This window comes from Pseudomonas fluorescens, from assembly GCF_019212185.1.
Lineage (GTDB): Bacteria > Pseudomonadota > Gammaproteobacteria > Pseudomonadales > Pseudomonadaceae > Aquipseudomonas.
Genome location: NZ_CP078138.1, coordinates 1,472,053 through 1,496,159, shown reverse-complemented (window position 1 = coordinate 1,496,159; position 24,107 = coordinate 1,472,053). Strand labels below are relative to the sequence as shown.

The 24,107-nt window shown below is 51.1% G+C and carries 24 protein-coding genes and 2 pseudogenes; 17 read left to right on the top strand and 9 right to left on the bottom strand.

Going from position 1 to position 24,107, the window contains the following annotated elements; translation table 11 throughout:
- Positions 1 to 84: 84 nt before the first annotated feature.
- From KW062_RS06480 to KW062_RS06435, 11 genes and pseudogenes are all read left to right on the top strand, one after another.
- Positions 85 to 678: a hypothetical protein gene (locus KW062_RS06480; protein WP_105754952.1), complete on the top strand. Its 594-nt coding sequence runs from the start codon at positions 85 to 87 to the stop codon at positions 676 to 678.
- A 260-nt stretch (positions 679 to 938) separates the two neighbouring features.
- Positions 939 to 1,628, top strand: coding sequence for a hypothetical protein (locus KW062_RS06475; RefSeq protein WP_105754953.1), 690 nt, complete (start codon positions 939 to 941; stop codon positions 1,626 to 1,628).
- A gap of 507 nt (positions 1,629 to 2,135) precedes the next feature.
- Complete coding sequence (locus KW062_RS06470; RefSeq protein ID WP_146118225.1) at positions 2,136 to 2,501, top strand: MbcA/ParS/Xre antitoxin family protein; 366 nt, start codon at positions 2,136 to 2,138, stop codon at positions 2,499 to 2,501.
- Positions 2,502 to 2,898: 397 nt separating this feature from the next.
- Positions 2,899 to 3,717: a PDZ domain-containing protein gene (locus tag KW062_RS06465; protein WP_105754955.1), complete on the top strand. Its 819-nt coding sequence runs from the start codon at positions 2,899 to 2,901 to the stop codon at positions 3,715 to 3,717.
- Positions 3,718 to 4,246: 529 nt separating this feature from the next.
- Positions 4,247 to 4,978 (top strand): ABC-three component system protein, encoded by a 732-nt coding sequence (locus KW062_RS06460; RefSeq protein WP_327192045.1) that lies wholly within the window; start codon positions 4,247 to 4,249, stop codon positions 4,976 to 4,978.
- Positions 4,972 to 5,193, top strand: coding sequence for an ABC-three component system middle component 7 (locus tag KW062_RS29225; RefSeq protein WP_371321431.1), 222 nt, complete (start codon positions 4,972 to 4,974; stop codon positions 5,191 to 5,193). The genes KW062_RS06460 and KW062_RS29225 overlap by 7 nt, the downstream gene beginning before the upstream one ends.
- Positions 5,186 to 6,793, top strand: a complete 1,608-nt coding sequence (locus KW062_RS06455; RefSeq protein ID WP_146118227.1) for a DUF2326 domain-containing protein — start codon at positions 5,186 to 5,188, stop codon at positions 6,791 to 6,793. Before KW062_RS29225 ends, KW062_RS06455 begins: the two co-directional genes overlap by 8 nt.
- Positions 6,794 to 7,236: 443 nt before the next feature.
- Positions 7,237 to 7,413 (top strand): annotated as a pseudogene (locus tag KW062_RS28815) (endonuclease); the annotation flags it as partial.
- Positions 7,414 to 7,681: 268 nt separating this feature from the next.
- Positions 7,682 to 7,963: a hypothetical protein gene (locus KW062_RS06445; RefSeq protein WP_105754959.1), complete on the top strand. Its 282-nt coding sequence runs from the start codon at positions 7,682 to 7,684 to the stop codon at positions 7,961 to 7,963.
- 65 nt (positions 7,964 to 8,028) lie between these two features.
- Positions 8,029 to 8,250, top strand: a complete 222-nt coding sequence (locus KW062_RS06440) for a hypothetical protein (protein WP_105754960.1) — start codon at positions 8,029 to 8,031, stop codon at positions 8,248 to 8,250.
- Positions 8,247 to 8,654 (top strand): hypothetical protein, encoded by a 408-nt coding sequence (locus tag KW062_RS06435; RefSeq protein WP_105754961.1) that lies wholly within the window; start codon positions 8,247 to 8,249, stop codon positions 8,652 to 8,654. The genes KW062_RS06440 and KW062_RS06435 overlap by 4 nt, the downstream gene beginning before the upstream one ends.
- 527 nt (positions 8,655 to 9,181) lie before the next feature.
- On the opposite strand, the gene KW062_RS06430 is transcribed toward KW062_RS06435, so the two are convergent.
- Complete coding sequence (locus KW062_RS06430) at positions 9,182 to 9,574, bottom strand: antitoxin Xre/MbcA/ParS toxin-binding domain-containing protein (RefSeq protein WP_105755050.1); 393 nt, start codon at positions 9,572 to 9,574, stop codon at positions 9,182 to 9,184.
- 1,098 nt (positions 9,575 to 10,672) lie between these two features.
- Between KW062_RS06430 and KW062_RS06425 the strand changes: the two genes are divergently transcribed.
- On the top strand, positions 10,673 to 11,710 hold the full coding sequence (locus KW062_RS06425) for a site-specific integrase (protein WP_158261847.1): 1,038 nt from the start codon (positions 10,673 to 10,675) through the stop codon (positions 11,708 to 11,710).
- 1,277 nt (positions 11,711 to 12,987) lie between these two features.
- A complete protein-coding gene (locus tag KW062_RS06420) occupies positions 12,988 to 13,878 on the top strand; it encodes a Fic family protein (RefSeq protein WP_256350896.1) in 891 nt (296 codons plus the stop codon).
- Between the two features lie 694 nt (positions 13,879 to 14,572).
- Here the strand turns inward: KW062_RS06420 and KW062_RS06415 are convergent.
- The 4 genes from KW062_RS06415 to KW062_RS06400 are packed head-to-tail and all read right to left on the bottom strand — an operon-like array spanning position 14,573 to position 18,034.
- Entirely contained in the window at positions 14,573 to 15,841 is a 1,269-nt protein-coding gene (locus KW062_RS06415; RefSeq protein ID WP_105754965.1) for an NAD(P)/FAD-dependent oxidoreductase, read from the bottom strand.
- Positions 15,838 to 16,590, bottom strand: a complete 753-nt coding sequence (locus KW062_RS06410; protein WP_105754966.1) for an amino acid ABC transporter ATP-binding protein — start codon at positions 16,588 to 16,590, stop codon at positions 15,838 to 15,840. Before KW062_RS06410 ends, KW062_RS06415 begins: the two co-directional genes overlap by 4 nt.
- A complete protein-coding gene (locus tag KW062_RS06405) occupies positions 16,587 to 17,255 on the bottom strand; it encodes an amino acid ABC transporter permease (RefSeq protein WP_105754967.1) in 669 nt (222 codons plus the stop codon). Before KW062_RS06405 ends, KW062_RS06410 begins: the two co-directional genes overlap by 4 nt.
- Positions 17,252 to 18,034 (bottom strand): ABC transporter substrate-binding protein, encoded by a 783-nt coding sequence (locus KW062_RS06400; RefSeq protein WP_105754968.1) that lies wholly within the window; start codon positions 18,032 to 18,034, stop codon positions 17,252 to 17,254. Before KW062_RS06400 ends, KW062_RS06405 begins: the two co-directional genes overlap by 4 nt.
- A 214-nt stretch (positions 18,035 to 18,248) precedes the next feature.
- Here KW062_RS06400 and KW062_RS06395 point away from each other — a divergent pair, with 214 nt between their 5' ends.
- The 3 genes from KW062_RS06395 to KW062_RS29375 all read left to right on the top strand — a co-directional run bounded on the left by KW062_RS06395 (position 18,249) and on the right by KW062_RS29375 (position 20,085).
- A complete protein-coding gene (locus KW062_RS06395; RefSeq protein WP_090455766.1) occupies positions 18,249 to 19,028 on the top strand; it encodes an IclR family transcriptional regulator in 780 nt (259 codons plus the stop codon).
- A gap of 449 nt (positions 19,029 to 19,477) precedes the next feature.
- Positions 19,478 to 19,687, top strand: coding sequence for a hypothetical protein (locus KW062_RS06390; RefSeq protein ID WP_105754969.1), 210 nt, complete (start codon positions 19,478 to 19,480; stop codon positions 19,685 to 19,687).
- 119 nt (positions 19,688 to 19,806) lie between these two features.
- A complete protein-coding gene (locus KW062_RS29375; RefSeq protein WP_105754970.1) occupies positions 19,807 to 20,085 on the top strand; it encodes a DUF7693 family protein in 279 nt (92 codons plus the stop codon).
- 319 nt (positions 20,086 to 20,404) lie between these two features.
- Here the strand turns inward: KW062_RS29375 and KW062_RS06385 are convergent, their stop codons facing one another.
- From KW062_RS06385 to KW062_RS06380, 3 genes and pseudogenes are all read right to left on the bottom strand, one after another.
- Positions 20,405 to 20,599 (bottom strand): hypothetical protein, encoded by a 195-nt coding sequence (locus tag KW062_RS06385; protein WP_256350895.1) that lies wholly within the window; start codon positions 20,597 to 20,599, stop codon positions 20,405 to 20,407.
- Positions 20,600 to 20,696: 97 nt separating this feature from the next.
- Positions 20,697 to 21,005, bottom strand: a pseudogene (locus KW062_RS28805) (CBS domain-containing protein); the annotation flags it as partial.
- Between the two features lie 139 nt (positions 21,006 to 21,144).
- The gene (locus KW062_RS06380) at positions 21,145 to 21,927 is read right to left on the bottom strand and encodes an AraC family transcriptional regulator (RefSeq protein ID WP_105754971.1); all 783 of its coding nucleotides are present in this window, start codon (positions 21,925 to 21,927) and stop codon (positions 21,145 to 21,147) included.
- A gap of 209 nt (positions 21,928 to 22,136) precedes the next feature.
- Here KW062_RS06380 and panB point away from each other — a divergent pair, with 209 nt between their 5' ends.
- Positions 22,137 to 22,937: a 3-methyl-2-oxobutanoate hydroxymethyltransferase gene (gene panB / locus KW062_RS06375; RefSeq protein ID WP_105754972.1), complete on the top strand. Its 801-nt coding sequence runs from the start codon at positions 22,137 to 22,139 to the stop codon at positions 22,935 to 22,937.
- Positions 22,938 to 23,003: 66 nt separating this feature from the next.
- On the opposite strand, the gene moaA is transcribed toward panB, so the two are convergent.
- Positions 23,004 to 24,002, bottom strand: coding sequence for a GTP 3',8-cyclase MoaA (gene moaA / locus KW062_RS06370; protein ID WP_105755051.1), 999 nt, complete (start codon positions 24,000 to 24,002; stop codon positions 23,004 to 23,006).
- Positions 24,003 to 24,107: the final 105 nt, after the last annotated feature.

Below are 24,107 nucleotides of genomic sequence, written 5' to 3'. Positions count from 1 at the left end.
GGCCCAAAGGGTCACGCATCATTAAAGGCACCGGCCTACCCACATCGATTGTCATTAGCGTAGCTTTACCAAAAGGTGCGTTTCATGATCTATTCCCGAGTGCTTTATACTGAACACGACTATCCCCACGACGAATATGGAGATGGGGCTTACACCATCTTCAGCACACAGCAGGTTAGAGATGTTAACCACAAACTCCTTGACGCTCTATGCATGCAGAAATTTGCTGTTCTTTGGGGAGGCATCCCCGACACTCAAGTAATCTACTTGATTGAAAAAGCCATCATCAAAGGCATACTTGCACCTGTGAAACTGCTGCATGCCTCTGAGGGAACACTTGTCATCGCATACGACACCCAATTAAACGAACGTCAATACAAAAAATTTGTTACCGCTTGGGAGGATATTGCTTCTTGCGTGATATATGAATCTTGGATAGTAATATTTATTGCGGATATTTTTGTAGATAATACATTCGAAAGTTGCAGGGCATTTAGAAAATACGCCCCCGAAATCCTGAAAACCAATGATTTAGGTATTACAGAGTATACGGCGGATATGTTTCTGTTTTGGGATGAGTGGGATCCTGTGAATATTTTCGGGCCAGCCACTCAGGAAGAGCTTCAGGCCCCAGACGATCCTTATGATTTTGGTTTTAATGATGACGTGAAGTTCTAAGTCCAATGAACGACTTGCGTTAGCGCGTGCCCCGGGAGGGTTCGGCTGTCGTGAACCGAGCCTCTGGCGCAAGCGCCGGCGAATCGGCCCTACGGGCATCCATCCTCACGCCCGCGAGCTCCGCTTACCTCAATGACGGCGCCATAACCTGACGGGATGAGGGAAGCGATCAACCCAGTTTGCGTATCTCCGAAATAGGACGGGTACCTTTACAGGACAGTAGCGAATTGGGCGCCCAACAGCGACGAGGAAATCGAATCGTGAACAACGACTACGTTGATAAGGCCAAAGGCCTTTTGTCTGCTATTGGCGTCCACCAACTTTCGGAAGGTGTATGGGCATTCACGGATGTTCACACTGCCAGCCAAGCCTACAACCACCACTCACTTCAACCAGTCGCCCTGGCTGCCTACGCGGCAGTTAACCCCACGTTCGCTGCTGGCCGTTTTCCCAACTGGGCATTGGTCGATATGGTGGATAAAGTGCCTTGTATGGACGGTGCTGAGCTTACGGCGCTGTCGATGGTTTGCGGAGCTTCCATGTCTACGTTCTCCAGTGCATCAGAGCGCGAAAATATTTTTGGACAATCAGTGTGGGGAATCGTAGAGGCTTACTCGCTTGAGGGGTGTTTTGAGTACGTCGAACGCGCCTATGGTAGTGAAGGTAGCCATTACAACTTGCGGCCTCGCGGCTTCGATTGGGCTGACGGAGAAGAGCCCGTCCCTGAATACTTGAAAGCAATGCGCAAAAGCTATCGCGCAATGTCGCCGCTGCAACAGATCATGGTTTTAACGATCATGCACTTGTACAACCAGGGCAAAGACAAGACATATCTGATTGGGGGCTGTCCGACGAAAATTCCTGCCGCCGAGGCAATGAATATTCTTCGCAGAAATGGGCCGGCGCTCTCAGCCTGGGGCCACATGGTTACTCATTATGCGGGCTGGTAAGTAATGGTTGTTTAAGCCCCGCACATGGCGGCGGCAGTAGGATGGCATGTCATCGCACTCCCAAGAGTTGATTTCGCTGTAATAGCCAAAGACAACGCCATGCGCCTCTGGGCGAGGGCCTTTGATAAGGCTTCTAGCTGAGAGGCCATTGTTTTGGGCGTGCCCCTGGTCGGAGATGGCTGTCGTAAACCAAGCCCACGCGCAAGGCGTTGGTCTTGGCCCTTCGGGCTTCCATCCGCACGCCTGCGCGCTCCGCTTGCCTGCCTCCCCCCTCGCCTTCTGGAGTCTGTAACGTAGCTTTGTGCGCTGTAACGTAAGCAGTGTTACAAAGCACAAAATTACCTTACAGACCATTGATTGCATGGCTGCTGGAGCCGTTCACGAGTGGAGTAATTCAGAACATTGAAGGATCAATTTAGTCGTCGGTCAGAAGAGGCCATACTGGTCGATGGAGAAGGATTGATAAATTCGGTCATCACAGACCAGTCATCACAGATATGGTGGAGCATGAAATCAGTCACATCGAGCGCTGAAAACGCTGTACTTGGCAAAGCTTTTATCCGAGCCGGAGAAGGGTTGGGGCTTGATGACACTGATCTGGCAGCTGTCTTGGGCGAGCAGGTTTCCACTGTGCTGCGTCTGCGTCACGGACATGAACTGCTTGAACCTAGCACCGAAGCGCGGAGCCGAGGCATGCTCTTGGTTGAGTTGTATCAGTCATTGCTCGCGCTTGTAGGAACCGAGCAAAATGCAAAGATCTGGATAAGCAGCAAGAATCGTGGTCTGAGTGGTCGACCACGTGATCTCATCGCATGCAGAACGGGACTCGAGCAAATTGTCCAATATCTCGCTGCTACTCGCTCAATCATTTAACATATCCTGCACATCGCTGAAAATGCTGCCACGGAACACCAAATCAGGACTGCGGCATGAAGTGGTTCGGTCGATTGATAGGACTCGTTTGTCGAGACAACAGATCAGACCGCGAGCAAGCCAGAGATCGGGTTGTTGGCGCTGATTGAAAGTTGACCCAGCCGGCTGATTTTGACTGCCCCCCATACCCACCCTCTGAAATCCCGCGCTAGCCATCGTTGCCTGAGTATTCGAATGGGGCAATGGATTCCGGCAGCTCGGGTCATAATCCTATCACCGCTTACACACAGGGGCACTGCTCGCCACAACAGCTATATTCTTACTGTTACTCAGATAGCAGTAGGAGCTGGGAAAGGTTCAATAACTTAGCGAGTTTTTGCATTTGAGGGGTCAAGGAATGAAGGGAAAATTAAAGCAGTACGCGCTCATGGCGCTGACTTCGCTTGTGCTTTCAGGCTGCGCCAGCAACTACAAATCCTTCTACATACCAGTCACTGGGGCCACACCGGAGGAAATCGCCAAAGTGCGCGCAGTACCGGCTCCGACACAACCCTTGGTCGAACGGATGACGTTTACTGATGGTAAGCAGATCCAGAGTGACTACCTCAAACGCGGCTATATCCCAATCGGCAGCGCGATGTTCAACAGTGGTGAAAGCGAGTCCGAGGATGATGCCATCGAGCAAGGGCGACTCGTCGGAGCCGATCTAGTACTCATCTTCACACCCAAATACACCGGCTCAGTGACCTCCAGCGTGCCCCTCACGATGCCGACAACAAATACCTCCTATTCGAGTGGATCAGCTACCGCTTACGGGGCTGGCGGGCCTGTCACGGCCTATGGTAATTCGACGACAACAACATACGGCACGAATACCACCTACATCCCGGTTACGGTCAATCGCTCGGATTACGGTGCGGCCTACTTCATCAAGCGTCGCTTCAGCCTGGGGATCTTTGGTCGCAGCCTTAACGATGCCGAGCGCCAGGCATTGCAGACCAACCAGGGATACGTTGTGGAGACCATCGTCGATGGCAGTCCGGCTTACCTGAGCGACATTCTTCCCGGCGATGTAATTGTGTTGATGGCCGGCGAAAAAGTCTCAACGCCGGAAGATGTGTCCAGGCTGATTGGAATCCATGACGGGCAATCAATAAAATTGAATATCGTTCGCAAGGATAAATCGCTTGAGAAATCGGTTGCCTTATTGAAATGACGTTAGGCTGTCGGCACCTATCCTTCGAGACCTGTCGCGATGTTTGGCAGGGTACCTATCATCGAGGGATAGACGACTCAAAAATAGTGCCGCCATCGTTATGGAGGTGCTCGCCTGACGACGTGAGCCGGGCCGGGGGGCCCGAAATAGCGATTTCTGCATTTAGCGCTACTATCTAACCGGCGCCGGGCGATGTGGATGTGGATGTGGATGTGGATGTGAGCACTATCGCCGTGTCGATAGACGCCCTGGCTTCCAATTTAGGCTTTGTCGCCATTTTACGTGTTCACTTCGTCCGTCCACCCTGGTTTGCTAGACAAAATGATGGCAAAACAGTAGCGTTAGAGCATGAAAGACTAGGGCATGACAAAGGGCCTCATCTTGGAACACAGTACGTACGGCGCGTAGCTCAACATGAGTGACATGTCTCAAGGCATCAATAAATTCAATCCTTGACTATTTTTAGATTTGATGGAGCTTCAACTTGTCAGACCAGCTTAGGAGAGCAAATGTCAATGACACAGTGAAGATGAGTTTACTCTGTGAAGTCCAAGGGTCTTGCCCTCTCTGTAATCGTAGTCTCATGGTTAAGCGCAATGAAAAATCGGTGCGAGTATTCGACGTTGCTCACATCTACCCATTAAACGCTACGCCTCATGAGCAAATTATACTTAAACACGAAGTAAGACTCTCAATCAATATAGATTGCGAGGAAAACTTTATAGCACTCTGCAAAGAATGCCATAAAATATACGACACAAAGAAAACGGTCGAAGAATATCGACAGCTAGTCGAGATAAAAAAAACAATCAACAAGATAAAGATACTGTCTCAAACATGGGACAAACAAACTCTTCATAAAGATATATCAACCGTAGCTAGAGACATAGAAAAGCTCAGCGATATTGATATAAAAAACACATCTCTGTCATTTGCAGCCTTGAAGCTTTCTGAAAAAAAAGACGAGACACTAGGCTTACTAAACGAGATGAAAATATCACAATACATCCTAAGCTTTTTCACTCCAATCAGAGACTCGCTTAAAAAATTAGAAATGGAAGAAAAAGCAAAATCTCTTTTTATTTGCTCTCAAGTTAAAAGTTATTACACGCTATTACTAATGCAAGGATTCAACCAAAACGAAATATTTGAAAACATGTGCGAATGGTTCATGACAAATACTGGAATTAAAGACCGAGCCAAATCAGAAGTACTTGTTTCTTATTTCATCCAGAATTGCGAGATCTTCTCTGAATGTTAATGCCAAATAAAATAATATCGCTCGACGAAAGCTGCCTTTTGAAAGCAGCCAAAATCTTAGAGTTTCTCGAAGAAGAGGATAGCGTTCAGAGTTTATACGAATTAAAAAAAAATAGTTTTTTCGACATTTCCGAATACATTGACGCCTTAGACTTACTCTTTGCCCTAGGCAAGATCAACGTAAATTATACAACGGGAGTGATCAATATTGCTTAAATCAATTGTTTGCGCCAAGCTCATTCAATCAACTCTCCACTTCAAACCCGGACTTAACGCAATTATTGGTGCTGATGACGCACACAATTCAATTGGTAAATCCTCAGTTTTAATGCTTATTGACTTTGCCTTTGGCGGTAGCGACTTTCCCACTAAATGTGATGACGTGATAAAAAACGTAGGCCACATTGAAATTTCAATTGAGTTTCTATTTGAAAAAATTCACTCATTTGTCCGGAATACTGAAACTCCAGATACGGTGTATTATGTCAACGAAAATCGTCCGTTGTCGATCCGCGAATTTACCAGCTTCCTCAAAGAAAAATATCTCTCCAAACTGAATGAAATATCCTTTCGTGATTGCGTCAGCGGCTTCTTCAGAATTTATCAAAGAAACAATTATAATCACAAGCGCCCACTTGATATCGCCTCCCGAGAAAAATGGGAAGCTGTTAGAAAGCGCCTACTGAAAATGTTCAACCGGTATTGGACTATTGCCCAACTAGAAGACCAACGAACAATTGCTCAAAAAAAATCCAAAGACATATCAGGAACTTTCAACTCTGGAGCGGTAAAGAAGCTAACCAAGCCTCAGCTTTTAAAAACCGATGCCGTTCTTCTTGAGCTATCTGAAGAAATCAACTCAATTAAAGAAGCACTTAAACGCAACGTCACAGACATAAAATCAATCATTAACGAACGAAACCTTGAACTGAAAAATGAAAAAGACAAACTAGTTGAAATTAAATCAAACTTGCAAATCCAACTAAACCGAATAGAGTCAAACCTTGCCAATGGAAAAATAAGGAATAGCAAATCCTTTCAAACCGTCCAAACATTTTTCCCCGAAATCGACTCTGAAAAACTTCTCGAAGTTGAAAGCTTTCACAAGGGGATAACGAACATACTAAAAAAGCAGCTTAAGGAAGAGCAAAGCGTATTGATTGAAGCAATATCATCAGCGAAAGCTGATATAGAAAAAGTCGATGCCGAGCTTTTGAAGATCGTTGACTCAAAAGAAGATGCTGTTAATTTACTTGAGCGACTAATCGAACTAGATCGTCTTCAAAACGACATAAACCAACAAAAACTGTATTGGACATTAAATACAGAAAGCCTAGCCGAAATAAAAGCTCTTAAACAGACCATAAATTCCGAGCTGATAACTTCTTTATTGGCGATTGAATCTAGCTTAAATATTGGCATGAAGGAAGTCATCGAATTAATTTACTCAAAAGACTCAATCACCCCAGCTATTTCATTCAGCACAACAGACTATAAATTTGATCATGGCGATGATCGAGGCACAGGGAAAGGTTTTGCCAACATGATCGCATTAGACATAACCTTCCTAAATGAAACTGCGCTGCCAGCGCTAATTCATGACAGTCTACTTTTTAAAAACATGGATACACCCGCCATAGAAAGACTCGTCAGCATCTACAAAAAATCTTCTAAACAAATATTCATATCCATTGATGAAATCACAAAATACAGCAAAGAAACCCAGTCAACTCTAAGCACATCAATGTTTATAAAGCTTGATAAAGATCGACTGGCTTTCAATAACAAATGGAAAACCAAAACATCAGACTCTTGAAAAGCACAACTCAACTAGAACCCAACCATTTTCGATGGATATTTTTTATTACTGGACACTCGTATTATTAATCGACTATGAAAGGGCTACATGTGCGAATTTTGTGCGTCTGAGTAGGTCACTACCTGGCTTTTCTTACAAACTCAAAATGAAAGGATTGATACTAAAGTTTATCTCCTGACCGTACTCGCGAAGCAGTCTACTTTCATCATAATCAGATACCGCGTGGATTGTCCTCGCCATCACTGCCTCAATCCACAGAAAAGCATCGTAAGCGCTCCATCCCCCCACCTATTCAAAAATAGGCGGCGCGTTAGCAAGGCGATCCGAGCGAGCAGTTCCAAGGCATCAGGGCTTCGTAATCCTCCACCGAGGTTGCCTGTGGCAGGCGTTCAAGTGCGTGCGCAGACACGCATAGACGCAGACGCCGAATTACCCCTCGTACCCTCGCGAGCGTGACCGGGACAGGTGTGATCATCGGTAACCGGAAGAGCCCGGTGTACCACCTTTCAATGGGATGCCCTGGCGATGGTCAGGTGTCTGAAAAAAATCAGGTCTCCTTCACGTCAGAATCTGAGGCCCAGGCGGCAGGATATCGAAAGGCAGGCAACTGCAAGTAGTTGCTTCTTGTTGAAAGCCCGCCTCGCGAAACCGAGGCCGTCTCCCAGCGGGAGGCTGAGACATGCGTCCTGTATTTTCCATTTTCACACTTGATAACGTCATTGACCACAGGCGGTTGCTGCTAAGGCTTGGTAGGCTCACACATGCTAGTGTGGCTGTTAATCCATTATTGCAATTCCGCAATCTATATCGACGATTCCTCTCTCATCATCCAGCCAATGAGCCAATCGAACACTCAGTTCCTGACTGCCAACTAGGAGTACCAAATTGCTTAATCGTCCCGACAAAGACGCGCTACGTGCGATGCTGGAATCACAAGTTCAAGAAAAACTACAGCACGACCCAGACGCTGTAACGACTTATGCAGCCAAGCCAGTACCTGAACGAAAGCCGTACACCAGCAAACCTTCGGTTCAGGACAAAGCATTTCACAAAGAACTCGAGCAGATGCGTGCCGATGCTGAAGCAGGAGTGATACACACGCCTAAGTACGAGCCAGAGGACGGGGGTACTCCTAGCCTTAGGCTTGATGATTATCCAGATCTCTAAAACCTACCACCGTGGATCTACAGGCATCGAACGGCTCACAGAATCAGAACCAATGGAGACCACATGTGAGAAAGCCCCCTAAGAAAATCATCATCGAAGAATGGGATGGTGACGGGGCGATTCGGACTTCGGACGAAGCGGTGCAGCAGCTCGAACTGGATGTCGGCGAAGCTATGTACTTGATAGAAGAATTTGTCGACAACACGCGTTGCCGTATCCTCTCCAAAATACCTCAAATCGCAGATCGAATACACGACCTCACTGGGGCCTGGAATGGCGGACAATGATGATTGACGCGAATCGTCTCTGGCAGCGCGAACGCAGGCGTCGCTATGCATTGTGGGATTTGGAAAGGCTGCAACCCGGATCTGATCGAGCGATTCAGTACCTTGCGATTCTTGATGAAATTGAGCGCCAAGATCGAGATGACCCCATTGGCGATGCAGTCGCCATGTCGGTTGATGAGCTACGTGAATGTGTTCCAGAAACCGAAATCGAGGGAGTCAGCGGATCCCACTTTGTAGTCGTGCTTGACGAGCACATACCAGAACCTTGGAAAACTCGTTTCGAAGAAGCGAGTACTGGATCTACCCGTTTGCAGCAGGGCTGCTATGCGAGAGATTGGCGCCGTTTTTTAAGACTATGGACAGCCGAGATGCAGCACCTCGCAGCGCATAGGGAGATGCGCTAGAACCTGCTGGGGGATTCGTAAGTCTCAGGATTGTCAGAGGATGCCAGTGCCTGACGAATCCCACACAAGCACTCCCCCCTCTTCAGTCGACCGATGAGGTCGAAGATAGTTACTGACCGCACCTAATGACCCATCTCACTCGCCTTCCGACCTGGCTCACTTGATGGCGTGATGTCGTGATGTCATTTCGGTTTTCGGAGGTCGACCCATCGAGCCGAAAGAGAGATTGCTTGGAAAGCTTGATATACAGCCATCTGAGCCATCGGCTTCTTTAGCTCAGGCAAAAAAAGCCCCATTTAAGGGGCTCTGGCTTCACTGTATGACGATCATCGCTGACGCCCAAAACATCTGGCAGCTAATCAGGAGCGGCACGTCAACACAGCAAGAATACTGTATACTTATACACATTTTTCTGTCAAACATTTTTTCAGACACCCGGCCCTCACGCGTCGAGCCGGGCTTACGCCCGAAGGAGCGATAGCAAAAATTGCTACAGCTCTCCAGCCCGCTAGAGCGTCTAGTGAGTCTCACACAAGAATTCCTCTCTCCAATCGACCGATAAGATCGAGGACAGCTTTCGTTTCCACCCTCGTCCCCAGCATGTCGATTGGACGCTTCGATCCGAGCCCTTGAACCGGTGAGCTCATCCATTCCGTTGCAACGGCGACATCGTTTTCGAAGAGAGAAAGTGCGTCCTCAAAGACAACTATTAATGCAACTAGGCGGTCGCTTTCTACGGTGTTGAACCGCCCTACTTTCGCTCTACGGGCCATCGTTGTGGGAGACACGCATATTGCTTTGGAGACAACCCCTCGCGGCACCAGCAGAAAGCTCGCTATCCGCTCTAGGTAATCGAAAGGCAGTCCTTCGCGAACCACGTCATGAAGCATGGCGCCGCGAGACGGCAACCCTAGGGTCATCCAAATACTCTGTACGATCTGGAGGTCTGGCTGGTATTCCTTGATTGATGACTGCAATCTCACCTTCGGCTACTCCTTCGCCTCAGCATTCACCAGGCGACAAATTTCTCGCCCGTTCTTAGTTATGACGAAACTGTGCCCTCGTGACAGCGCAAACAGGCGACGGATTCGCCAGCGAGCTTGGCTACAGCTTAGGATTGTAATCATGGCTGATGTACCTCGCTGGCGTGTATGGGGGAGTAACGTTATTCAGCCTACTACACACACAAATCGCGCGCTTTCGACCTTGCCTGTCCAGGATGGCCCGGATACGCCCAAACGCATTTCATGATCGATGACAGCACTTTCATCTCCATCTGAAAAACCTCAGGCTAGCCGGGCCAATGGCCCGAATCAACGATCCCACACTCGGCGAATCGCATAGCTTTGCAACTTCCGAAAGCAGCGCATGACAAGTGCTCCAACCACAGAGAATGTCTGCGCCATGAACGATTCAAATCCTACCTCAGCTATTTCAACCATCCACTCTCGCAATGAGTCAGAGCGCATAGGCGTATCAGATAATGACCAAGAGCTTTCCAGGGCGCGCTACCTCGCGCCGAGTTCATAACCTTTATCGGTTCCGCCTGAAGCAGCAAGCAATCAGCTCAGTAGGCTGATCAACCTCGGCGTAGTGGTGAGCCCACCATCTAACCCCCATGGGCTGGAGATTGGCTTACCTGTTTGGTTTGCTCAGGAGATTTTTCCGAGTTTTCAATAACGCTGGCAGTTGATTCAAGATGGTTAAGCCGGGCCTAATTGGCCCGAAGCAGCGACCTATTTCGCTGGCCCGTGAAACCTATCTGGCATAGCTGTGATCTGGGGATGAATCAGAGTCAGCAAGGCAGGCAGGGGGAATGAGATTTATGGGGACTCCTCGTACGGTGCTATGCCGCCGACTAGACAGGTGGCATGGTTGTGCTACCTTGGACGAAGCGGTCTCCTAGATCGAGCGGTCGGTTCGCAAAGGCGGTTTGCCTCAGGTTGATTCACTTCTGCTTCGCATGCACTTCGACAATTGTCAGGGGCAGCCGACACTCTGACGCATTGGAGAATGTCATGCGTGTCCCCATCTATACCGCCGACCTTAGCGACAAGCGTGGCTTCAAACGTATTGCAAAAAAACTGCAGCGGAATTGGCCCGATGTCACTCCTCTAAATCTTGCCTCGGCCCAAGGGATCCTCTCACGGGGCTTAGGTTATCGCGACTTCCATGATCTCCAACAGTCGGCTGAGGAAGGCGATTTACATGCCACCCTAGCTACTCAGAATGAGGCTCGAGATGGCATCAGCACGTCTATTTTCGCATTTTGTCAGGCAAGCAAATTTACCAGCATTATTAATGAGACCGATGTCGAGCGCTTGGTAAAGCTACTCCCCCTCCATGAGCTCGGTGTATTCCAGGGATTCAATCCAGGGCACCCGGCAGATCTCCCCGCACCAACTGTCCTCGATACGCCCTTAGACGCAGAACGGGAGTTGCCAGATCCATCAAATGAGATCAGCGCGAATCATGCAAGTTTGCCCACTAACGCAGATTTGAAACTGAGTCATTCAGTTCCACCCATAAAATTCATTGATGAGAAGGGCCTGAAGTTTCTCTGGGAGGTGGTGCAGCGCAAGGGCAATCTTCGGGATCAGAGCTGTTTTGCCATGTTGCTGCATGGACTACGTCCTCATGATCTCAAGCTCGCCAAGCCACACGACTTCTCGCGATTTGACTCGGGAGTCCTAATGCGCGTCCGTTATGCTAAATCCTCCTCAAAAGAAAGATCTGCTTTTTTACCCGGTAGCTTTGGACAGGTGGTTGGCAGGTATATCCAGGAAGCAGGCCTTTCAGTGAATGACTATCTGTTCCCATCCAAAGTGGATGCAACTGCCCCCATGAGCTCACATGAAATGAGTAGGATGATTGGTTCATATTTGCGTGATGCATTGGCAGATCCTGAACAACGGTCGACACATCGGATCAGGCAATCTGTGATCGCAAACGCGATGAAGTCGGGCGCAATATCAGTCTCTGACTTGATGGGACATTCCTCCCCCCCAAAGACGCTTGATTACATACGAGGCGTTAAAAAAAAGCCAAAGGAATAGGGTTTCACAGGCTTGTCCGAGCTTCATTTGCTTGAAGCTCGGCGGCTACCCATCACCTCTGCCATTTCTGGTACCGCGTAACTGCAGCCCGAGGGTCATTCAAATGCTCTGTGGGATCTGTGGCCCTGGTGGGTATTCCTTGATCGATGACAGCACTTTCACCTCCATCTGAAATACCTAAGACTAAGCCGGGCCAGATGGCCCGAAGAAGCGACATCTCCCATCGCCCGCCGCTTAGGTTAATTAGACCCGAATCCTGCAGAACCGACCGGAATTTGGTGTACACCACGGTTTACGTGGCGTGCAGCCGGCAAATACGGGCCTTAGTCGAATATAGGGGGGCTCATCTACCCCCCTGGCAGAGTCGGATCGACTCGCGGAAGCGAATATCGACTGTTTCATCTCCCGGCCCCGCTGGCCATTCCGGCAAGCAAACACGGGCCTTGGGCAACTATAGGGGGTTTTATCTCTCACCCCCTGGAAAGGGACGGATTGGCTCGGCGCGCAACAAATCAAGCTAATCGACACAGGGCACCGGAATCCTGTGTACGCCGACCGAAATTTGGTCAGCACTTCCTTGCCGAAGCAACCACCGGAATTTGGTGTGCGGCCCGGATTACGTGGGCTGCAGCCTACCGGAGTCGAATATCGAGGGTTTTATCTCCCACCTTCCATCAGTTCACTCTGGCACCGTTCGGCGTGCAACAAACAAGCTATCGACATATGACACCGGAATCCTGTGTACGCTGACCGAAATTTGGTGAGCGCTTCCTGGCCGAAGCGACCACCGGAATTTGGTGTGCGGCCCGGATTACGGCGCCTGCAGCCGACCGGAATCGAATATCGGGGGTTTTATCTCCCACCTTCCATCAGCAGCACTGACTCCGTTCGGTGTGCAATCGGCCTAGGGCACCGGAATTCTGTGTACGCCGACCGGAATTTGCTGAGCGTTTCCTGGCCGAAGCAATCACCGGAATTTCATGAGCGGCCCGGTTTACGTGGCCCGCAGCCGGCCAGAATCGAATATCAAGGGTTTTATCTCCCACCCTCCGTCAACAGAATCACTGGCACCGTTCAGTGTGCAATCGACATAGGGCACCGGAATTCTGTGTACGCCGACCGGAATTTGCTGAGCGTTTCCTGGCCGAAGCAACCACTGGAGTTTCGTGAGCGGCCCGGTTTACGTGGCCTTCAGCCGGCCCGAATCGAATATCGACCCAAACTCATCGGTGATGGCGGATGATGAATGAAACAATATCCTTTTATAGATATCTCAGATGACCGCTGATCAATGGCTTATTCCGCCCCTGCCCGATTCGATTCCTCCGTCGATACTGGCGAAAGCAGACGTGCTTGTAACGAAAACAGCTTTCCTTGCCGGCCTGCTCGCACCTGAAACTGCAGCATGCTTGAGCAGACAGCTGAAGGTCTCTGACGCCGAGTACTCGAGGATCATCGACGGGCACAACACTGACCTGGCGGTGCTGGAAGACGCAAACAACTTGGCTAGCACGCAGTCCACGTTGGCGGAAATCACCGAGCTTCGTCGACGTCTCATTGCGGCGCTAGCCCACCACTATCACCTTGTACAAACTCAACCGCTATCTGACGGTAATGGGGCTGTGGCGAGGCTGATCGTTCATATACATTTCGCTCAGATCGGATTGCATCCACAGCTGTGGTCGTTATCTCGCGGTATAGCTCGTAGACAGGAGGAGTATCACGCTGCGCTGGGCATAACTGGTGACATGCAAGAAAGACAACTTGCTGGTGGTTTCCAGCGAACAGACAAAGCCTCTCTCGCCTTCATTGAGTTCATGCTTGATGTCTGCCATGAAGAGGTGGACTACATGACGGCTGCCCTGAATCGCCGCAAGCTTCGTGAATCTGTTACGCATGCGTTCCACACAAACCCTCGCTTAACAGAGGCCGGGATCAGAGCAGAAATTGCACCAGCTTTTTTGGCGATGCTGATCCAGGGCACGCTTCCTCGTTCTGAGTTCGTAACCTTTACCGGACTTCAGCCTGACATCGCAAACGCTCAGCTCAACAGGTTGATTGACGTCGGTGTCGTAGTGAGCTCGTCATCTGACCTCCTCACACTTGGGGTTGCGTTACCAGACTGGTTTGTAAGAGAGCTCCTTCCGGATTTGCACAAGAGTTGGTAGCTCTGATCGTCAAGATGCAGCCTTGCAGATACTACGGATGCTCAGGCGGAGCTGCTGTCCAAGGTTTACGTCAAGCCGGGCCATGAGGCCCGAAGCAGCGACATTTAGAAATGCCTCGACACTCCCCCCACCGCTAAGCTCTCCCGCAATGACGAGCGCATTGCACTGTCATAAATTGTCTCAGCTGAAGACCGTCCCGTTCTTGAAATCGTCTCGTTTTGCCGGTACTTGTAGGTCACCAATGTCATGCACGGAAAGCAACCATGCACGCAAGATTCAGAGTGATTGAAACCACCACGTTGGACGATGGCAGCAAGCGATACAGGGTTGTCGACCTTGTACAGGGAGGCTCAGCCAGCAAGCATGGTGTGTTCAAAGCTAGAACAGAGGCGGAGGCTGTTTGCTCGACATTGAATGCTGATCATCCTATTCAGTTGGCAACGCGGGCATTGCATAGCACTTAGTGTGAACAGATACGGCATCTCATATGCAATGGCTTATTTTCCGCCAAACTTGAATGACGACGCAGAAGCCAATCATTCAAACTTGAGCAGTAGGAGCCCTTCCATAGGCACTCCCACGACATGGGTACACGGCTTTGCTTCTGAGCTTTTATCCCATTTTCTGACTGCCGTTCCCCTTACATCGCGCGGCATGAATCACGCAGCTTCTGACGCTGATAGCTGAGATTTCTTCAGCTCACATTTAATCGGTCTAACAAGCTGTACCAAGCCACCCCCGCGCCAATGTAGAAGCGCTGCAGTCCATGTAATGGTAACCGTTGCAATGGCGACACCGGATAAGCAAAAGCCGCATGGCGGTCACACAAGCGTCCTGCCAACTGCTGCCCAAGGCTGGTACACAAGGCAATCCCCCGCCCATTGCACCCCAGCGCCAAGGTGAGCCCCGGCGCCGGTTCGTGAACATGGGGCATGAAGTCCCGAGTAATCGCGATCCGGCCAGCCCAGTGATACTCAAATTCCAGTGGCCCCAACTGCGGAAACAGCAAGGCCAGAGAACGCTCCAAGTGAGCAAAGTCCGTCGGCCCGGTGGGATCGTTGAACAACCCGCGCCCGCCCATCAACAGACGACCGTAGGCATCCTTACGGAAATACAGCAGCAGTCGTTGCGACGTAGAAACCGTTTCCTGCCCTGGCAAAATACTTTCGGCTACCGACCCGCTCAACGGTTTGGTGGCGACGATAAAACTATTGGCGGCCAATATGCTCTGCGCCATCCCCGGCCACAGGTTGCTGCTGTAGCCGTTGGTTGCCAGTACCACCTGATCCGCCGTGACTTGTGCGCCGCAGGCAGTCTGCACTTGCCACCCAGAGCCCTGGCGCTGCAACTCCGTCACGGCACTCTGGCCGTGAATCCGCACACCTGCCGCCAGCGCCGCGCGCACTAATCCGCGTGCGTAGGCCAAAGGCTGAATCGCCCCCGCTCGACCATCCAGCCAACCGCCGGCAAAGGCTTCACTGCCCATGCGCGTAGCCACTGCGCTGGCATCCAGACACTGCACCGGCACACCACGACGGGCCCACTGATCCGCCCGGGCATGCAGCCCGGCCACGCCTTTGTCCGAGTAGGAAACCTGCATCCAGCCCTTTCGTATCGGCGCGCAATCAATCTCATGCCGCTTGATCAGATCGAACACCAGGTCAGCAGAACTCGACACGGTGTCGATCAATGGTTCAGCGCGCTCAGCGCCGTACATTTGCACCAGTTGATCCGGATCGTATTTCAACGTCGGGTTGACCTGCCCACCATTACGGCCCGAAGCGCCCCAACCAGGTTCGTTAGCTTCCAGGACGCAGACCCTTACACCCTTCTCCGCCAGATGCAGGGCCGTCGACAAACCGGTATACCCCGCCCCCACAATCGCCACATCCACCTTCAACGACTCGCTCAATGCTGGTGTTGGTACGGCAGGTGGTGCCGTCGCTGCCCATAGTGACTTCATGACAGGCTCCGGGCGTTGGCGGTCGGATGCAGTACCCGGCGCAAAAAGTCTTGGGTTCGCGGCTGCTGCGGATTGCCCAGGACTTGCTCCGCCGGGCCGCTTTCAACGATGTAACCTCCATGGAGGAAGCACACGCGGTCGGCCACTTCGCGGGCAAAACCCATTTCATGGGTGACCACGATCATGGTCATGCCCTCATCCGCGAGGGTACGCATGACTGCCAGTACATCGCCCACCAGTTCAGGGTCGAGGGCCGAGGTAGGTTCGTCGAACAGCATGGCTTCGGGCTTCATCGCCAAGGCGCGCGCGATGGCCACCCGCTGTTGCTGGCCACCGGAAAGTTGTTCCGGATAGGCGTCCGCCTTTGCCGAGAGACCAACCTTTTCCAGTAAGGCCAAGGCTTCTGCACGCGCTTGATTGGGTGACTCACCCTTGACGTATACCGGGCCTTCCATGACGTTTTCCAACACAGTGCGATGGGGAAACAGGTTGAAACGCTGGAACACCATGCCCATGCGGCTTCGCAGCGCGTGCACGGTTTTACTGCCCCGTTGCACGGTTTCGCCGAACGCGGTGATAACACCGCCTTCGTAGGTTTCCAGTGCATTGATGCAGCGCAGCAACGTGGACTTGCCCGAGCCGGAGGGGCCGATCAGGCACACCACCTCCCCTTTGGCGACGTCAAGGTCTACGCCGTGCAGCACCCGGTGGCTGCCGTATTGTTTTTGCAGCTGGCGAATCTCGATCATGCTTTTTTCCTCCGGCTCAGATGCTGTTCCATGCGGCGCAGGCCATACACCAACGGCAGGCTCATCAGCAGGTAGAGCAAAGCCACCAGGGTATAAACAGTCATGTTCTGAAAGGTGGATGAGGCAATCAATTGCCCCTGGCGCGTCATCTCGGCGACGGTAATGGTGGATACCAGTGAGGAGTCCTTGAGCATCATCACCAAGGTGTTGCCATAGGGTGGCAAGGCGATACGGAATGCCTGGGGCAGAATCACGCGGCGCATCATCAGTACCGAGCGCATGCCCAAGGCTTCGGCGGCTTCGCGCTGTCCTTGCTCCACGGCGATGATGCCGGTGCGAAAGTTCTCGGCCTGATAGACGGAATAGGCGATGCCCATGCCGATCACCCCAGCTTGGAAGGCGGTCAGGTGAACGCCCATGTCCGGCAGCACGAAGTAAATGTAAAACAGCTGCACGATGATCGGCAGGCCGCGAATCACGTTGATCACCGTACTCGCCGTTACCGACAGCACACGGATCGGTGACAGCTTGAGCAGCGCCAACACCAGGCCGATCGCGCTGCTGAGGAGGAACGACAGCACGGTGATCTGGATAGTCACCCAGGCGCCCTGAAGCAGGATGGGTAAAAAATCCACGGCGGTTTGCAGGAATTCAGTGGGGCTCATAGGTTCACCTGGGCATCAAGCCCCCACTTCTTGAGGATACTGGCCAGGGTTCCGTCAGCCTTGATGCTGGCGATGGCCTGGTTCAATCGCTCGAGGGTTTCGGTATCGCCCTTGCGCACCACTAGGCAAACCTCGCCGACATTGGTGGGTTTGTAGTCGGCGGCCAGTTTCACGCCTTTAAACAGATTCTGCCGGATCTGGTAGGCCACCACCGGCTGGTCACCCACGGCAGCCTTGATGCGACCCAGGGACAGGTCACGGATCATTTCGCCGATAGAGTCGTAGGTACGGATCTCCTTGAAAATGCCGAGCTTGTTTAGCTGGTCGTAAAAAATGGTGCCGGCCTGCACACCCACGACCTGATCCTTGAGCGGGCTCAGGTCATGGTAAGTAGCATTGTCATCGGCGTTGATGATCAAGCCTTCGCCGTAGGCGTAGACCGGACTGCTGAAGTCGACGACTTTTTTACGCTCTTCGGTTTTCAGCATGCCGGCGGAAATGAAGTCGAGCTTTTCTGACGTTAGCGAAGGAATAAGCGCGGCGAAGTTGGTCTGTTCGATCTGGCTGGTGAAGCCCCCGGCCTTGCCTACCGCCTCGGCAACATCGACCATCACCCCCTGAATGCTGTTGCTCTTGATATCAAGGAAGGTAAACGGCGAACCGCTGGCGGTTGCACCAACTTTGTACGAGGTCGCACTGGCCGCGTGCACGGTGGACACGCAAAGGGTGGCGCATAGGCCGAAGGCAAGGCGGCGAAACACGTGTGAAAGACTGTTCATCGGGTTACTCCAGAAGGAAAACGGATTGTGAGTACCGCTAGCGGCAAGAGAACAATCGCAAGCCTCATGCCATTCCGATTAATAAGTAGTGCATATCGATTTATAAATTTCTATAAATGAATCATTCGTATCGATATGCGATATTTAATGGTCAATTTTTGCTTTGTGGTGTAGAAATCTCCTGAGAGTTGATCCAACTGACAACGAGTGGGCCATGACCGAAGAACGCAACAGTTTGCATAATCAATCCCTGGAAAAAGGCCTGTCGGTACTCAAGGCATTCAGCGCACAGCGCCGTAGCATGAGCCTTGCAGAGGTGGCTGACGCCGCTGGCATGACCAAAAGCTCCGCCCAGCGCATGGTGTTTACTCTGGAAAGCCTTGGTTACCTTCGGAAACACTCCCGCACACGCCATTACCAACTGACACCACGTGTGCTGGAACTCGGCTTCAGCTACCTGGATGCCCATTCGCTGATTGAAGTGGCCAACCCGTTCCTTTCCGAACTGACGCGCCTGACCGGGGAGACCTCCTGCCTTACTGAGCCAGCGGGCTACGACATGACCTACATTGCGCGATTTGTCAGCTCAGGTTTTGTGCCGGTGCATATGCCGATTGGGTCGCGCGTGCCGATGTATTGCACTGCGTCCGGCAGGGCTTACTTAAGCGCGCTGCCACAGGATGAAGCGTTGGTGTTGATTGAAAATAGCCAGCGAATCGCTCACACCAGCCATACGTTGACGCAGGTCGACAAGATCCTGGAGTCTCTTGAGGAAGTGCGCGAGCAAGGTTATGCGGTCAATACCCAAGAACTTTTTCTCGGTGATATGACCATCGGTGCACCCGTGCTGGGCGCTAATGGCCGACCGGTAGCTGCGGTGCATGTGGTAGCACCTACCAGTCGCTGGAGCCGCGCGGATGCCGAGCGGCAACTGGCACCGGCGCTGTTGCAATGCTCTCGTGCGTTGACCAACTCCGCGCGGAATTTAGATTGATCTCAAAGCGGCAGGGAGGGATCGTTTCTGCGCTTTTAATGAAGCCAGTTACGAAGTTTAAGTCGGTACGTGTTGCCGGCTTCTTTAAAACTGCGCTTTCAGCAGAGATCGCACCACACAGTCAAGATTTAAGGTGATTGACCACCACACTAGGCGATGACACCACGCGATAGAGGTCGTTGATTTTGTAGAGGGAGGCTCAGCTAGAAAGCATGATGTGTTCCGGGTCAGGACAGAGGCGGACGCTGTTTCCTCAGTGCTGAATATTGAACACTCGATGCCGTTGGTGCGTGGATGTTCCTACTTTGCCGACAGAGCATCTTGCTCACCCTTATGCAGATGCTTAGAGAGCTGATTTCTAAAATGGAAGCGGTGATCTTAATCGCCCGGTAGCTAGAACGGGAATAGCACCAGCCTGCTACGCTGACCTTTTTCCATGGAGGTATCCCATGTCGGATTCAGACCTACTCCCTTCCCTACTCTTCAAGATCAATCAGAACCAGCTAGCCCTCGAAGCCGCGATAATGGAGCTAACGCTCTGGGTCGAACAGAGAGGATCAGCGGAGGTCGCCGGCAACGTTCGTGGCGCTTTGGACACAATCAGCATGAACGAGGAATTCATCAACATGACGCTTGCGGTGCTCATGTCGCCGGAGTGAGTAGTTTCGAGTTTATTAGGCTAGCCGGACGTCGTTGGCTTGAACGATCAACAGTCAATTCACGCCACCTCGTACCGTAGCTTAGCCTTGGGCATGCGATCACCCGAGAGTATATTGATTTGAACACAACCTCACCTCTCCCCGCCCGCGAGGTCTGCCAGGTGCTGACGGATGTCGTGCTCGGCAAACGCATCATGATGCGAAGCTCCACACAGTCCTGGAGCGAGATTTATCACGGCCTCATGTCCGTGGAGATTGATGGCTGGAGACTCACCCTCTTCAATGACTGTGACACCCTGGACTACTGCGAGTACTGCAGGTCGCCTGATGGCCGAGTCGGTACACTTGAACTCTGGCAGCGCGAAGGAACTGATCCTGTCGACCTATTGAGTGCTTAGGAGCGTGAACAGCTCGAACGCTTGCACGCCGCGCTCTGAGCCTGCACGTACAAGCACCTAACCATTGCCGGTGCAGTAGCAATGGAAACCGTACGTGAAAAAGCCACAGAGTAGAAAAAACAAAGCCCCGGAGGTTCGCGGCTCCAGGGCTTCTATTTTCGCCTCCATCCCTTAATGGTTGGCGAACGTGGCCGGGACATTACCAGCGCCGTTTTGATTTTTCACTAAGACTTTGGATAAAGGTGTTCGATCAGCGAAAACAAGCTTTAGCCGGGCCTAGTGGCCCGAAGGGACGACTGTGTAACGTCTACAAGGCCGCTCACGCGAGCTTTATGGCTCCACCTTGGATATCGTCACGCGCCATGCGCAAATTATGGGCGTCCTGGTTGAGCCGGTGAATCATGTTGAGCAATCGTTGACGAAGAACTTCGTCATGAAGCTGCTCTGCTACGCACATCACATCGAGCGCCGCCGCCTCATTGTTAGTCGCGACTGAGTCGAGCAGCTTGCGCATGCTTCTTGACGGGAATCATATGGCTGTAATGTTTCGTCTGTGTTGCATCTGCTTGAACTGATGCTGAGTCACCAACGCCCCCCAGTGAACTTGATCGCTAATGGTCGCGAATGTAGTGTCCCAGCTGTCGGATCAGGTCGGCCTGCTCGGCGATGGCTTCTTTCACCAGCTCACCAATCGACTAAAGACCATTCAGTTGGTCGCCTTTCAATACCGGTAAATGGCGCAGATGTCTGTCAGTCATGACCGCCTTGCAACGCTCGATACTCTGCTGACAGTCTGCCGTCACGACAGGAGCGCTCATGTTGGCTCTGACCGGCGTACCAACCGAGGATCACCCCTGGAGAACAACCTTACGCGTATAGTCCCGTTCGCTGATAACACCAACCACTTGGCCATCCTCTAAACACGTGTATCCGAGATCATGGCTCGCTTTATAGGCGATATGAACCATGTCTGCCTATGATTTGGCGATCAAATTGTCCTCGCAATATTCAATAAAAAAGGGCCCTCGAAGGGCCCTTTCTTCAATTTATTTTGCTCCTTTACTTAAGCATGCGTCGACGATACTGCTCCGGCGTGAGACCTCCCTGGCGTCGAAACATTGCAATGAATGCAGATGCCGTGCTGTACCCCATATCAAATGCTATCTCCTGTACAGTGCGCCCAGTTTCAAGGGCATCTACCGCTGCAAGAAACCTCAAGCGCAGCCTCCACTCCCCAAAACTCATACCCAATTCCCGTACGAAGTGACGAGCAAGAGTCCGCTCGCTGACGTGTAATCGCTCGGCCCATTCGCTCAGCAAAAAATTGTTGCCAGGATCCTCGCGCATCAAATCGAGTATTTTGAGCAACCCAGGATGCGAAGTCGTTGGCAAATAGCATTGATGCACTTTGGCCTGACACAGTTGATCAATCAGCACCTGCGCCAAACGAATGTCTTCTTCGCGTTCAGGGGTACATAAATTGCGCTTCGCAAAATCACTCAAAATGGATTTAACTATATCGCTGATAATAAGAATCTGCGGATGCGAAGGCAATCGCTTGCAATATTCATGCGCCAAATAAACCGATCGATAAAGAATAGCTTGCGCATTATGAAAACTGTGCTCGGTGTTAGGGGGAATCCATACCGCGTACTGAGGTGGTGAAATGAGATTTTGCCCATCAATTTTATAATGCATAACGCCGCTCGCGGCATAATCAAGGGAGCCCCAAGCATGCTGGTGGCAATCAGTTTCTCCCTCCGCTTCGAATTCAGCCTGTCGAAAATAGATAGGTGCGGAAAATCCTTCGAGGTCGAGTAGGCTAATATTTTTTTTTCGCATGTTGGCTGAATTCAGTTATAGGTTGTCCGGTTGGATGTATACGTACTAAAAATCAAACACTACGATAGCGCTGACATTACCCAGTACCCAATGCGTACCTTTTACATCTTTTCACATGCCTAATTTACCCCAAAGTCTTTATGAGAAAAGTTGCCTAACAAATTTTCTCATTGACTTGTTTTTTCAGACTTAACGCCGAAGGAAGTCGGATGACTCTTACCACCTTGTCTACATTGATGTCACTCAAGCAAAAAAAAGAAAAAATCACTATGCTCGCGTGCTATGACGCGACTTTTTCCCATGCCTGCAGTGTATCTGGTGTAGAGGTGTTGCTCATCGGCGACTCCCTGGGCATGGTGCTGCAAGGGCATGACAGCACACTTCCGGTAACGACTGAGGAAATTGCTTACCACGTGGCTGGTGTTAAACGAGGTAACCACGGATCTCTAATTGTCGCGGACTTACCCTTTATGGCCAACGCCACCCATGAACAAACCTTAACCAGTAGCGCGCTGTTAATGCGAGCTGGTGCGCACATGATAAAAATTGAAGGCGCGCAACTCCAATTGGATTCGATCCGTGAGCTCTCACATCGAGGTGTTCCGGTGTGTGCACACATGGGACTAGCGCCTCAAATGGTCAATGTATTGGGAGGCTATAAAGTACAAGGCCGCGACGAGGCTCACGCGCGGCAATTGCGGGCTGATGCGGTGGCCCTGGAACAAGCCGGTGCCGCGATGTTGGTGCTGGAATGCGTCCCTAAAGAGCTCGCAGCCGAAATCACACAATCCGTCAGCATCCCGGTTATTGGAATTGGCGCTGGGCCAGATACGGATGGACAAGTACTTGTACTCCACGACATATTGGGACTATCAATGACTGGGCACACGCCAAAATTCGTTAAGAACTTTATGAAAAGTCACGACAGCATTTACTCCGCATTACAAACCTATGTGGCCCAAGTCAAATCTGGTGAGTTTCCTGGTGCAGAACACACGTTCAAAGCGTAATCACTCTTAAAGCCTGCCCAAGTTACTCTGCGCACTGGGGAATCCAAAACTTCTCCAGCTTCTTGACTATCCACCTGTCATATTCATCAGGCGAACAATCTGAACATCATCACTTACTTGAAAGCTGTGGCGATACGGCTTTACCTTCATGGACTCAATGATCGCGTTTTCTAACAGGTCTCGATCATTTTGGTCACTCCGTAGAATGGACATTAAATCGACTGCTTGCTCGTGCCCCAAACATAGTATGAGCCGCCCCTCAACTGTTAATCTCACTCGATTACAGCTGTCACAAAAATTATGACTCTGAGGAGAAATAAAGCCTACGCGAATATTCGGTGCTTCAGCGAGCCTCCAATACCGCGAGGGGCCCTCTGTTGTCTCAGCAGACTCAACCATTGTATATTGCTGCGCAATACATTGACGTACTTGTTCACTGGAAAAATAGGTAGTCGTTCGGCTGTGCTCGGTAATTAGCCCCAGAGGCATTTCCTCAATAAAAGAAATGTCCAGGTGTCGGTCAATCGCAAAACGGATCAAATCATTTATTTCACCGTCATTGTGTCCCTTCATGACTACACAATTGATCTTTGTATTCTGGAAGCCTGCCGCGATTGCGGCGTCGATGCCTTCGATAACCTGATACAAATTACCCGTGCGTGTCAGCTTACTGAAACGCTCATTCGCAAGACTGTCCAAGCTGATGTTCAGACGGCTAAGCCCACTATCGATCAGTGGCTGCGCAAGCCTTTTTAACTGTGAACCGTTAGTGGTCATGCACAGTTCCTTCAAGCCTGGTAGAGCGGCTATACGTTCACACAGGCCCACAACACCCGGACGTATCAGAGGCTCCCCCCCGGTCAACCTGATTTTGCGGGTTCCTAAAGCGACAAAACTTTCGGCGACACGATAAATTTCCTCCAGTCTCAAAATCTGGCTTCGTGGCAGAAATTCCATCTCTTCAGTCATACAGTAAACGCAACGAAAATCGCAGCGATCTGTTACCGACATCCTTAAGTAATCGATCCGCCGAGAGAACGCGTCCACTAATGTGCGACCTGACATTTCAATCACCATAGCCTAGGACAGGGAATTCTATTTTTATGCTGGACTTGCTTTGTGCCGCTATCCAAATTTAAGTTCTCCGATTAAGAAATCGCTAAGGAAGCT

Excerpts from the sequence above, each read along its gene's own strand:
- KW062_RS06480 (WP_105754952.1), top strand. The coding sequence starts at position 85 with ATGATCTATTCCCGAGTGCTTTATACTGAACACGACTATCCCCACGAC.
- KW062_RS06470 (WP_146118225.1), top strand. The coding sequence starts at position 2,136 with ATGAAATCAGTCACATCGAGCGCTGAAAACGCTGTACTTGGCAAAGCT.
- KW062_RS06465 (WP_105754955.1), top strand. The coding sequence starts at position 2,899 with ATGAAGGGAAAATTAAAGCAGTACGCGCTCATGGCGCTGACTTCGCTT.
- KW062_RS06460 (WP_327192045.1), top strand. The coding sequence starts at position 4,247 with ATGAGTTTACTCTGTGAAGTCCAAGGGTCTTGCCCTCTCTGTAATCGT.
- KW062_RS29225 (WP_371321431.1), top strand. The coding sequence starts at position 4,972 with ATGTTAATGCCAAATAAAATAATATCGCTCGACGAAAGCTGCCTTTTG.
- KW062_RS06435 (WP_105754961.1), top strand. The coding sequence starts at position 8,247 with ATGATGATTGACGCGAATCGTCTCTGGCAGCGCGAACGCAGGCGTCGC.
- KW062_RS06430 (WP_105755050.1), bottom strand. The coding sequence starts at position 9,574 with ATGACCCTAGGGTTGCCGTCTCGCGGCGCCATGCTTCATGACGTGGTT.
- KW062_RS06425 (WP_158261847.1), top strand. The coding sequence starts at position 10,673 with ATGCGTGTCCCCATCTATACCGCCGACCTTAGCGACAAGCGTGGCTTC.
- KW062_RS06420 (WP_256350896.1), top strand. The coding sequence starts at position 12,988 with ATGACCGCTGATCAATGGCTTATTCCGCCCCTGCCCGATTCGATTCCT.
- KW062_RS06415 (WP_105754965.1), bottom strand. The coding sequence starts at position 15,841 with ATGAAGTCACTATGGGCAGCGACGGCACCACCTGCCGTACCAACACCA.
- KW062_RS06410 (WP_105754966.1), bottom strand. The coding sequence starts at position 16,590 with ATGATCGAGATTCGCCAGCTGCAAAAACAATACGGCAGCCACCGGGTG.
- KW062_RS06405 (WP_105754967.1), bottom strand. The coding sequence starts at position 17,255 with ATGAGCCCCACTGAATTCCTGCAAACCGCCGTGGATTTTTTACCCATC.
- KW062_RS06400 (WP_105754968.1), bottom strand. The coding sequence starts at position 18,034 with ATGAACAGTCTTTCACACGTGTTTCGCCGCCTTGCCTTCGGCCTATGC.
- KW062_RS06395 (WP_090455766.1), top strand. The coding sequence starts at position 18,249 with ATGACCGAAGAACGCAACAGTTTGCATAATCAATCCCTGGAAAAAGGC.
- KW062_RS06390 (WP_105754969.1), top strand. The coding sequence starts at position 19,478 with ATGTCGGATTCAGACCTACTCCCTTCCCTACTCTTCAAGATCAATCAG.
- KW062_RS06385 (WP_256350895.1), bottom strand. The coding sequence starts at position 20,599 with ATGCGCAAGCTGCTCGACTCAGTCGCGACTAACAATGAGGCGGCGGCG.
- KW062_RS06380 (WP_105754971.1), bottom strand. The coding sequence starts at position 21,927 with ATGCGAAAAAAAAATATTAGCCTACTCGACCTCGAAGGATTTTCCGCA.
- panB (WP_105754972.1), top strand. The coding sequence starts at position 22,137 with ATGACTCTTACCACCTTGTCTACATTGATGTCACTCAAGCAAAAAAAA.
- moaA (WP_105755051.1), bottom strand. The coding sequence starts at position 24,002 with ATGTCAGGTCGCACATTAGTGGACGCGTTCTCTCGGCGGATCGATTAC.